Origin of the sequence: Mycobacterium sp. E2238, from assembly GCF_001672665.1 — a bacterium.
Taxonomy (GTDB): Bacteria; Actinomycetota; Actinomycetes; order Mycobacteriales; family Mycobacteriaceae; genus Mycobacterium.
Map to the genome: position 1 here is coordinate 1 of NZ_LZKF01000077.1, position 10,497 is coordinate 10,497.

Consider the following 10,497-nt stretch of genomic DNA (forward strand, 5'->3'; position numbering starts at 1 on the left):
GTGGCGCAGGCCTACCGGCACGGCGACACCGCGGGTGACTTCGCCGCCTCGGTGCTGGCGGTGCTGCGGCGGCTGGAGGGCCACTTCACGCTGGTGTTCACCAACGCCGACGAGCCCGGCACCATCGTGGCGGCCCGCCGCTCCACGCCGCTGGTGATCGGGATCGGCGACGGCGAGATGTTCGTCGGCTCCGATGTGGCCGCGTTCATCCCGCACACCCGCAACGCCATCGAACTCGGGCAGGACCAGGCCGTGGTGATCACCGCCGACGGCTACCGGATCACCGACTTCGACGGCAACGCCGACGTCGAGTACCGCGAATTCCACATCGACTGGGACCTGGCCGCCGCGGAAAAGGGCGGCTACGAGTACTTCATGCTCAAGGAGATCGCCGAGCAGCCCGCCGCGGTGGCCGACACCCTGCTCGGGCACTTCGTCGACGGCCGGATCGTGCTCGACGAGCAGCGGCTCTCCGACCAGGAGCTCCGCGAGATCGACAAGGTGTTCGTGGTGGCCTGCGGCACCGCGTATCACTCCGGGCTGCTCGCGAAATACGCGATCGAGCACTGGACCCGGCTGCCAGTGGAGGTGGAGCTCGCGAGCGAGTTCCGCTACCGGGATCCGGTGCTGGACCGCAGCACGCTGGTGGTCGCCATCTCGCAATCTGGGGAAACCGCCGACACCCTCGAAGCGGTGCGGCACGCCAAGGAGCAGAAGGCCAAGGTGCTGGCCATCTGCAACACCAACGGCTCGCAGATCCCCCGCGAATGCGACGCGGTGCTCTACACCCGCGCCGGCCCCGAGATCGGCGTCGCCTCGACGAAGACGTTCCTCGCGCAGATCACCGCCAACTACCTGGTGGGTCTGGCGCTGGCGCAGGCCCGCGGCACCAAGTACCCCGACGAGGTGGAGCGGGAGTACCAGGAGCTGGAAGCCATGCCGGACCTGGTCGCGCGGGTGCTGGCGATGATCGAGCCGGTGGCCGCCCTGGCGTATCGGTTCGCGCAGTCCTCGACCGTGCTGTTCCTGGGCCGCCACGTCGGCTACCCGGTGGCGCTGGAAGGCGCGCTGAAACTCAAGGAACTGGCGTACATGCACGCCGAGGGATTCGCCGCCGGTGAGCTCAAGCACGGGCCCATCGCGCTGATCGAGGACGACCTGCCCGTCATCGTCGTCATGCCCTCGCCCAAGGGGCAGGCCACGCTGCACTCCAAGCTGCTGTCGAACATCCGCGAGATCCAGGCCCGCGGCGCCGTCACCATCGTGATCGCCGAAGAGGGCGACGACACCGTGCGGCCCTATGCCGACCACCTGATCGAAATCCCATCGGTGTCAACCCTTTTGCAGCCGCTGCTGTCGACCATCCCGCTTCAGGTGTTCGCCGCGTCGGTTGCCCAGGCGCGAGGTTACGACGTTGACAAACCGCGAAACCTCGCCAAGTCCGTCACCGTGGAATAGTTCCGCCGCTTCGGCTGTATCGCCGCCAGACCCGCGGCGGTTCCGTTAGATTGCCTTGGGAAACAAGCCCTCCATAGCGGTAGGAGAAGCATGCGGTCGGCGGCCAGAAGATTCGCCGCGGTGGGCATCGTCGTGCTCATCGTCGGGACCTACGTCGCGTTGGTCGAGCTCTACCAGAACACGGTCGAAGCGGTTGCGGCCGGCACACTGAGCGACAACGCGGAGACGGCCAGCCAGACTATGGCGACGTTGACCGCGGAGGAGATGCAGTCGAACTTCAGCGCGGTGGTCGTCAACGTCGCCGTGGCACCCGGGCCCGCGATGTTGGATCCGGTAACCCACCGTCTGAATGAAGACCTCATGGTGCGCGTCAGATCGTCGGCCCAGCCCAGCAGGCGCGACTACACGAAAGGCATGCTTCCCGGCGTCTTTCCGCTCCCGCTGACCATTGCGGGTCACGTCGAACGCTGGCCGTTCGACAGCTACACCTCGGGGCCGATCGAGGTGCAGTTGTTCCACGGTGGCGACACGACGAAACCGCCGGAACTCATTCCGGTGCGACTCGTCGACCACCTGCCCGGATTCAAGGTTTCCGCGGCCAAGTTCGCCGGCCACGAGGGGTACCGCCTGAGCGTGCGCCGCGCGCTGAGTACCGCGGTGTTCGGGATCGTGATTTGCGGCGTGCTCATCGCCATCGCCGGCCTGGGTCTGTTCGTGGCTATTCAGACGATGCGTGACCGGCGGAAGTTCCAGCCGCCGATGACGACGTGGTATGCGGCGATGCTCTTCGCCGTGGTACCCCTGCGCAACGCGCTTCCCGGCTCGCCGCCGTTCGGGGCCTGGATCGACGTGACCATCGTGCTCTGGGTGATCGTCGCGCTGGTGATAGCGATGCTGCTCTACATCGCCTGCTGGTGGCGGCACCTCAGGCCTGAGGTCCCCGTGGTCGCCGCCGCCCCGCCGCCGGATCCGGTCCCGGCGCCATCGGGCTGACACCCCGGTCGCATCAACGCATTTCGTCATCGAGTAGGGGGTGGTCATGAAGTTTGGCGTGATAGCACTGATCGTGGGCGTCGTCGGGGCCTACGTCGCCTCGGTCGCGCTGTACGCCAACAGTGGGGGGCACCATAACCACCCGCAGACGGGGGCCGGGGGCGACCGCAGCACGGCGACGTTGGTGGTCGAGGACATCCAGTCGAACTACAGCGTGCTGATGGCCAACCTGTCCATCTCGCCGGGATCGGGTCTGCTCGATCCGCAAACCGGGCATCTCAACCAAGACCTCGGCCTCCGCGTGCGATCCGTGGCGACGCCGACCCGCCGCACCTGGACCAAGGGCATGCTGCCCGGCGTCTTCCCCGTCCCGCTGACCATCGCGGGGGAAATCGAGAATTGGCCCTTCGACCGCTACGGTTCGGGGCCGATAGAGATCGAGCTCATGCGCGGCGGCAGCGACACCGTCGCCGAGCGGTTACCGGTGACCTTCGTCAACCACCTTTCGGGTTGGCAGGTATCCACCGACGGGTCCGGCCCCTACCGCGTCAGCGTGCACCGCTCGCTGAGCGCCGCGGCGTTCGGCATCGTGATCTGCGCCGTGCTGATCGCCATCGCCGCACTGGGCCTCTTCGTCGCCGTTCAGACGCTGCGCAACCGCCGGAAGTTTCAGCCCCCGATGACGACGTGGTACGCGGCGATGCTGTTCGCGGTGGTGCCGTTGCGCAATGCGCTTCCCGGCTCGCCTCCATTCGGCGGCTGGATCGACGTCACCCTCGTGCTGTGGGTGCTTGTCGTCTTGGTGGTGTCCATGCTGCTCTACATCGCCTGCTGGTGGCGGCATCTGAGGCCCGAGGTGACTGCGGCGCCGGCGAACCCCGTATGAGGTTCGCAGTCGTAGGTCTCGTCGTGTCCATCCTTGCGGCATACGTCGCGTCGGTTGCGCTGTACGCCCAAAGCCGGACGGCGCATCACCGGGCGGAAGTCGCGGCCGGGGGCAATACGAGTACGGCGACATTTTCGGTCGAAGACATTCAGTCGAATTACAGCGTTCTTGTTGTCAACCTCGCGATTTCACCCGGATCGGCACTGCTTGATCCGCAGACCCAGCACCTCAACGAAGACCTCAGCCTCTGGGTCAGGTCCGCGGCGACGCCCACCCGTCGTACCTGGACGAAGGGCATGCTGCCCGGCGTATTTCCGGTCCCGGTGACCATCGCGGGTGAAATCGAACGGTGGCCCTTCGATCACTACGATTCGGGGCCGATCGAGGTTGAACTCTTGCACGGGGGCGAAGGCGGCGTTCCCGAGCGCTTGCCCGCCACGTTCGTCAACCACCTTCCCGGCTGGCAGGTCACCGCCAGCAACGGCGGTGGGCTCGGTCCGTACCGCGTGACTCTGCAGCGGTCGCTGAGCGCGGCGGCGTTCGGCATCGTCATCTGCGGTGTGCTCATCGCCATTGCCGGGCTCGGTCTCTTCGTTGCGGTCCAGACGCTGCGTGATCGGCGCAAGTTTCAGCCGCCGATGACGACCTGGTACGCGGCAATGCTTTTCGCGGTGGTGCCGTTGCGCAACGCGCTTCCCGGTTCGCCGCCGTTCGGTGGCTGGATCGACATCACCATCGTGCTCTGGGTGCTCGTCGTGCTGGTGATCTCGATGCTGCTCTACATCGCCTGCTGGTGGCGGCACTTGCGACCCGACGCCCAACAGCCCGGCGTGCCCGCCGCTTAGGTGCAGCAACTCAACCGTGCGAAGGTAATGACGTGACGAAAGCACCGGTGCGGTCCCGACTGCGCAGCATGGGACTCGCCGTCTGGCACTACGTCAGCCAGGCGCCGCTGACGTACGGGTGGTTGCTCGTCCTGCTGATCACGACGCTCGTGCAGCACTGGCTGCCCCAGCGGCAACTGCACTCGATGCTGATGCACCATTCCACCAACATCCACGGGCTGGCGCGGGACCCGCTCGACGTACTCTTTTCCAGCCTGCTGTGGATCGACGGCGACAACCTGGCCCCGTACCTGATCCTCTTCTCGTTGTTCCTGGCCCCGGCCGAACACTGGCTGGGCCAGTTACGCTGGCTCACAGTGGGATTGAGCGCCCACATCCTGTCCACCTACTTCAGCGAGGGGCTGCTCTACTTCGCGATCGAGCAACACGACGCGTCGGAACGGCTGGTGCACGCCCGCGACATCGGCGTGAGCTACTTCCTGGTCGGGGTGATGGCCGTGCTGGCCTATCACATCGCCCGCCCGTGGCGCTGGGGCTACCTGGGCGTCCTGTTCATCATCTTCGGCTTCCCGTTGATCGCGATGGACCGTATTGAGCTGAACTTCACCGCGATCGGGCACTTCACCTCGATCCTCGTCGGGCTCTGCTTCTACCCGATGACACGGCACCAGGACCCCCGGCAGCTGAGCCCGGCGCGCCTGCGGGCCATGGGGCGCCGCCGCCGCTCGCCCGAGCCATCGGCCTGAGCCGCGCGGCCGCTGACCCGTAATGTGGCACTGGTGCGGCACTACTACTCCGTAGACGCGATCCGCCAGGCCGAGGCGCCGCTGCTGGCCAGCCTGCCCGACGGAGCCTTGATGCGGCGCGCGGCCTTCGGGCTGGCCGCCGAGATCCTCGCCGAACTGCGGGCCCGCACCGGCGGGGTGGCCGGGCGCCGGGTGTGCGCGGTCGTCGGCTCGGGCGACAACGGCGGTGACGCGCTGTGGGCCGCCACCTTCGTGCGCCGGCGCGGCGCGGCCGCCGACGCGGTGCTGCTCAACCCGGAACGCACGCACCGCAAGGGGCTGGCGGCGTTCACCAAGGCAGGCGGACGCATCGTCGAAAGTGTCTCGCCGACAACCGATCTCGTCATCGACGGGGTGGTGGGCATTTCCGGATCCGGCCCGCTGCGTCCGGCCGCGGCCGACGTTTTCGCCGCGGTGAATGACGCGGGCATCCCGGTGGTCGCCGTCGACATCCCCAGCGGCATCGACGTGGCCACCGGGGCGATCACCGGCCCCGCGGTGCGGGCGGCCCTGACGGTCACCTTCGGCGGGCTCAAACCCGTGCACGCGCTCGCCGACTGCGGCCGGGTGAAGCTGATCGACATCGGGCTCGACCTGCCGGACACCGACCTGCTGGGTTTCGAGGCCGCCGACGTGGCCGCCCGCTGGCCGGTGCCCGGGCCGCACGACGACAAGTACACCCAGGGCGTGACCGGTGTGATGGCCGGCTCGTCGACGTATCCGGGCGCGGCCGTGCTGTGCACCGGCGCCGCCGTCGCGGCGACGTCCGGCATGGTCCGCTACGCCGGCAGCGCGCACCGGGAGGTGCTCGCGCACTGGCCTGAGGTGATCGCGTCGCCCACCCCCGCGTCGGCCGGCAAGGTCCAATCCTGGGTCGTCGGGCCGGGATTGGGCACCGACGACACCGGGGCCGCCGCCTTGTGGTTCGCGCTGGAGACCGACCTGCCGGTGATCGTGGACGCCGACGGGCTGACGATCCTGGCCGCCCACCCCGAGCTGGCCGCCAACCGGAACGCGCCGACGGTGCTCACCCCGCACGCCGGGGAATTCGCTCGCCTGGCGGGCAGCCCACCGGGGGACGACCGGGTCGGCGCGTGCCAGAAGCTGGCCGACACCTTCGGCGCCACCGTGCTGCTGAAGGGAAACGTCACCGTCATCGCCGAACCGGGCGGCCCGGTGTACCTCAACCCGGCCGGGCAATCCTGGGCGGCCACCGCCGGTTCCGGCGACGTGCTGTCCGGCATGATCGGCGCGCTGCTCGCCGCGGGACTGCCGGCGGTCGAGGCCGCCGCGGCGGCCGCTTTCGTCCACGCGCGGGCCGCGGCGCTGTCGGCCGCCGACCCGGGCCCCGGTGACGCGCCGACGTCGGCGTCGCGCATCGTGCCGCACATCAGGGCCGCCCTGGCCGCCATATAGCGCCTTATCGAGAGGATTCCGCCGTGCCCCAACACCCGTCCCTGCCCGCCCACGCCATCGCCCCGGCCTACACCGGCCGCCTGTTCACCGCCCCGGTGCCCGCGTTGCGGCTGCCCGACGAATCGATGGACCCCGAGGCCGCCTACCGCTTCATCCACGACGAGCTGATGCTCGACGGCAGTTCGCGCCTGAACCTGGCCACGTTCGTCACCACGTGGATGGACCCGGAGGCCGGCCGGCTGATGGCCGAGACGTTCGACAAGAACATGATCGACAAGGACGAGTACCCGGCGACCGCGGCCATCGAGCAGCGCTGCGTGTGCATGGTGGCCGACCTGTTCCACGCCGAGGACCTGAACGACGCCGACCCCTACAGCGCGTGCGGGGTGTCCACGATCGGCTCCAGCGAGGCGGTCATGCTGGGGGGGCTGGCCATGAAATGGAGGTGGCGCCAGAAGGTCGGCAAGGACTGGAAGGGCCGCACCCCCAACCTGGTGATGGGCTCCAACGTCCAGGTGGTGTGGGAGAAGTTCTGTCGCTACTTCGACGTCGAGCCCCGCTATCTGCCGATGGAGGAGGGCCGCTACGTCATCACCCCGGAACAGGTCGTCGACGCCGTCGACGAGGACACCATCGGCGTGGTGGCGATCCTGGGCACCACCTACACCGGTGAACTGGAACCGGTCGCCGACATCTGCGGCGCGCTGGACAAGCTCGCGGCCGGCGGCGGGGTGGACGTCCCGGTGCACGTCGACGCCGCGAGCGGCGGGTTCGTGGTGCCCTTCCTGCACCCCGAACTGAAGTGGGACTTCCGGCTGCCCCGGGTGGTGTCGATCAACGTCAGCGGCCACAAGTACGGGCTGACGTACCCGGGTGTCGGCTTCGTGGTGTGGCGCAGCAAGGAGTACCTGCCCGACGAGCTGGTGTTCCGGGTCAACTACCTCGGCGGCGACATGCCGACCTTCACGCTGAACTTCTCCCGCCCGGGCAACCAGGTGGTCGGCCAGTACTACAACTTCCTGCGGCTGGGCCGCGACGGCTACACCAAGGTGATGCAGGCGCTGTCCGGGACGGCGCGGTGGCTGGGCGAGCAGCTGCGGGTCAGTGACCACTGCGAGCTCATCTCGGACGGTTCGGCAATTCCGGTGGTCGCCTTCCGGCTCGCCGGCGACCGCGGCTACACGGAGTTCGACGTCTCGCACGAGCTGCGCACCTACGGCTGGCAGGTGCCCGCGTACACCATGCCCGACAACGCCACCCACGTCTCGGTGCTGCGCATCGTGGTGCGCGAAGGGCTCTCGGCCGACCTGGCCCGCGCGCTGCACGACGATGCCGTTTCCGCCCTGACCTCGCTGGACAAGATCAAGCCCGGCGGCCACTACGACGCGCAGCACTTCGCGCACTGAGCCATCGGCCACACAAATGTGGCAGTTGTGACCATTGCGACGAGGCGGGGCGGTGGGCGGGCTGGTTCTGGGACAATGGCGGCTGTGGCCGTTACGCCGATATCGCTGACACCGGGCCTCCTCGGGGAGGCCGCGGTGGACCTGCGCGCCATTGAGCACAACGTGCGGTTGTTGTGTGAGCACGCCGGCTGCGCGCAGGTGATGGCCGTCGTCAAGGCCGACGGCTACGGGCACGGTGCCACCCCGTCCGCGCGGGCGGCGTTGGCCGGCGGGGCGGCCGAGCTGGGCGTGGCCACCGTCGCAGAAGCGCTGGCCCTGCGCGCCGACGGGATCACCGCGCCGGTGCTGGCCTGGCTGCACCCGCCCGGCATCGACTTCGGGCCGGCGCTGCTGGCCGACGTGGAGATCGCAGTCTCTTCGGAGCGTCAACTGGACGAGCTGCTGGACGCGGCGCACCGGACGGGCCGGACGGCCACGGTCACGCTCAAGGTCGACACCGGGCTGAACCGCAACGGCGTCCACCCCGCCGGGTATCCCTCGATGCTGACCGCGCTGCGCCGGGCCGTCGCCGAGGAAGCCGTCCGCCTGCGCGGGCTGATGTCGCACATGGTGTTCGCGGATCAACCGGCCAACCCCATCAACGACCTTCAGGCCCAACGCTTTAGCGACATGCTGACACAGGCGAGCGATCAGGGGGTGCGGTTCGAGGTCGCGCACCTGGCGAACTCGTCGGCCACCATGTCGCGTCCCGATCTGGCCTTCGACCTGGTGCGGCCCGGCGTCGCGGTGTACGGCCTGAGTCCGGTGCCCGAACTCGGGGACATGGGGTTGGTGCCGGCCATGACGGTGAAATGCCCTGTGGCGCTGGTCAAGTCGATTCGCGCGGGCGAGAGCGTGTCGTATGGGCACACCTGGACCGCGGAGCAGGACACGAATTTGGCCCTGCTGCCGATCGGCTACGCCGACGGTGTGTTCCGATCGCTGGGAGGACGATTGGACGTGCTGATCAACGGCAAGCGGCGGCGAGGGGTCGGGCGGATCTGCATGGACCAGTTCGTCGTCGACCTGGGGCCCGGCCGGACCGACGTGGCCGAGGGTGACGAGGCGATCCTGTTCGGGCCCGGCAGCAGCGGGGAACCCACCGCGCAGGACTGGGCCGACCTGCTCGGCACCATCCACTACGAAGTGGTGACCAGCCCGCGCGGGCGCATCACCAGGACCTATCGCGAGGCGCAAACCATTGAGCCCTGAGAGAACCCGCAGGCGCCAGAAGGGGGCTTGGCTTGCGGGAGGCGCGGGGGTGACTGCCCTCGCCACCATCGTTGGAGCCTCGGCCCGCCGTTCTATGATCCAGCGCAGCCGCGGCACCGACGATCCCTATGCCGACGAGGATTTCGAGACGATCGACGACGATCGCCGCTCCGTGGTAACCACCCCCGACGGCGTGTCGTTGGCGATCCGGGAAGCCGGCCCGGCGGATGCCCCGTTGACCATGGTCTTCGTTCACGGATTCTGTCTACGCATGGGCGCCTTCCATTTTCAGCGGACCCGGCTGCCCGAACAGGTGGGCCCGGGCGTCCGAATGGTCTTCTACGACCAGCGCGGGCACGGGCAATCCGGCGAGGCCGGGCCCGAAACCTACACACTGACCCAGCTCGGCCAGGACCTGGAGAGTGTGCTTGCGGTCGTCGCGCCGCGCGGGATGGTCGTGCTGGTCGGGCACTCCATGGGCGGCATGACGGTGTTGTCACACGCTCGCCAATTCCCCGGCCAGTATGGGCGCCGAATCGTCGGCGCCGCGCTGATTTCCTCCGCGGCGGAAGGCGTTGCCAGGTCGCCGCTGGGCGAGATCTTGAAAAACCCTGCGCTGGAAGCGTTCCGATTCACCGCGCGGTCCGCGCCGAAGCTGATGCACCGCGGCCGCAACGTGTCCCGCTCGTTGATCGGCCCGGTCCTGCGGGCGGCCTCCTTCAGCGACTTGCAGGTCAGCCGGAGCCTGGACGCCTTCTCGCAGCGGATGATGAACGGCACCCCGATCCCCACCATGGTGGAGTTCCTGGATGCCTTGGAACACCATGACGAGACCGCCGGTCTGTGGACCCTGCTGCGCATCCCCACCCTGATCGCCTGCGGTGACCACGACCTGCTGACCCCGGATGAATACTCGCGCAAGATGGCGGCCTCCCTGCCGCAGTCCGAGCTCGTCATCGTTGAGGGCGCCAGTCACCTTGCGCTGCTGGACAAGCCGGAGGCGATCAACGACGGGCTGGTCCGGCTGGTCAAGCGGGCCACCCCGGGCCGTGCCGCGCAGGCGGCCCGGTGGATGCGGGAAAGGCTGCCGCGCCGTGGGGGGTGAGGGCACGGCCACGCTGGAGCGCGTCGAGGACACCATCGCACTGGGCTCGCGGCTGGCCGAGGGGCTGCGCGCGGGTGACGTGGTGGTGCTCACCGGTCCGTTAGGTGCGGGAAAGACCGTGCTGGCCAAGGGGATTGCCGCGGCGATGGACGTCGACGGTCCGGTCACCTCGCCGTCGTACGTGCTGGCGCGGGTGCACCCGCCGCGGCGGACCGGCGCACCGGCGATGATCCACGTCGACATGTACCGGCTTTTGGACCAGGACCGCGCCGACCTCATGGGCGAGCTCGACTCGCTGGACCTGGACACCGATCTCGACGATGCGGTCGTGGTCGTGGAGTGGGGCGAGGGC

Annotated in this window: 10 protein-coding genes; all 10 read left to right on the forward strand. The window is 68.7% G+C overall.

The annotated features are described in order from the left end of the window. A partial coding sequence (gene glmS / locus A5711_RS06095) for a glutamine--fructose-6-phosphate transaminase (isomerizing) (RefSeq protein ID WP_067944733.1) occupies positions 1-1,458 on the forward strand: 1,458 nt, incomplete at its 5' end. A gap of 90 nt (positions 1,459-1,548) precedes the next feature. Beyond that, positions 1,549-2,451: a DUF4436 domain-containing protein gene (locus A5711_RS06100; RefSeq protein ID WP_067944734.1), complete on the forward strand. Its 903-nt coding sequence runs from the start codon at positions 1,549-1,551 to the stop codon at positions 2,449-2,451. Positions 2,452-2,497: 46 nt separating this feature from the next. Then, a complete protein-coding gene (locus A5711_RS06105; RefSeq protein ID WP_067944735.1) occupies positions 2,498-3,337 on the forward strand; it encodes a DUF4436 domain-containing protein in 840 nt (279 codons plus the stop codon). Beyond that, a complete protein-coding gene (locus A5711_RS06110) occupies positions 3,334-4,182 on the forward strand; it encodes a DUF4436 domain-containing protein (protein WP_067944736.1) in 849 nt (282 codons plus the stop codon). The genes A5711_RS06105 and A5711_RS06110 overlap by 4 nt, the downstream gene beginning before the upstream one ends. 68 nt (positions 4,183-4,250) lie before the next feature. Then, the gene (locus A5711_RS06115) at positions 4,251-4,928 is read left to right on the forward strand and encodes a rhomboid-like protein (RefSeq protein WP_067944737.1); all 678 of its coding nucleotides are present in this window, start codon (positions 4,251-4,253) and stop codon (positions 4,926-4,928) included. 33 nt (positions 4,929-4,961) lie between these two features. Beyond that, positions 4,962-6,383, forward strand: coding sequence for a bifunctional ADP-dependent NAD(P)H-hydrate dehydratase/NAD(P)H-hydrate epimerase (locus tag A5711_RS06120; protein ID WP_067944742.1), 1,422 nt, complete (start codon positions 4,962-4,964; stop codon positions 6,381-6,383). A 23-nt stretch (positions 6,384-6,406) separates the two neighbouring features. Continuing rightward, positions 6,407-7,789: a glutamate decarboxylase gene (locus A5711_RS06125; protein WP_067944738.1), complete on the forward strand. Its 1,383-nt coding sequence runs from the start codon at positions 6,407-6,409 to the stop codon at positions 7,787-7,789. A gap of 84 nt (positions 7,790-7,873) precedes the next feature. Further along, positions 7,874-9,040, forward strand: a complete 1,167-nt coding sequence (gene alr, locus A5711_RS06130) for an alanine racemase (RefSeq protein ID WP_197520750.1) — start codon at positions 7,874-7,876, stop codon at positions 9,038-9,040. A 49-nt stretch (positions 9,041-9,089) separates the two neighbouring features. Continuing rightward, the gene (locus tag A5711_RS06135; protein ID WP_197500989.1) at positions 9,090-10,145 is read left to right on the forward strand and encodes an alpha/beta fold hydrolase; all 1,056 of its coding nucleotides are present in this window, start codon (positions 9,090-9,092) and stop codon (positions 10,143-10,145) included. Next, positions 10,090-10,497, forward strand: a 408-nt coding sequence (gene tsaE / locus A5711_RS06140; protein ID WP_369829921.1) for a tRNA (adenosine(37)-N6)-threonylcarbamoyltransferase complex ATPase subunit type 1 TsaE, incomplete at its 3' end; no start/stop codon positions are given. The genes A5711_RS06135 and tsaE, both read left to right, overlap by 56 nt.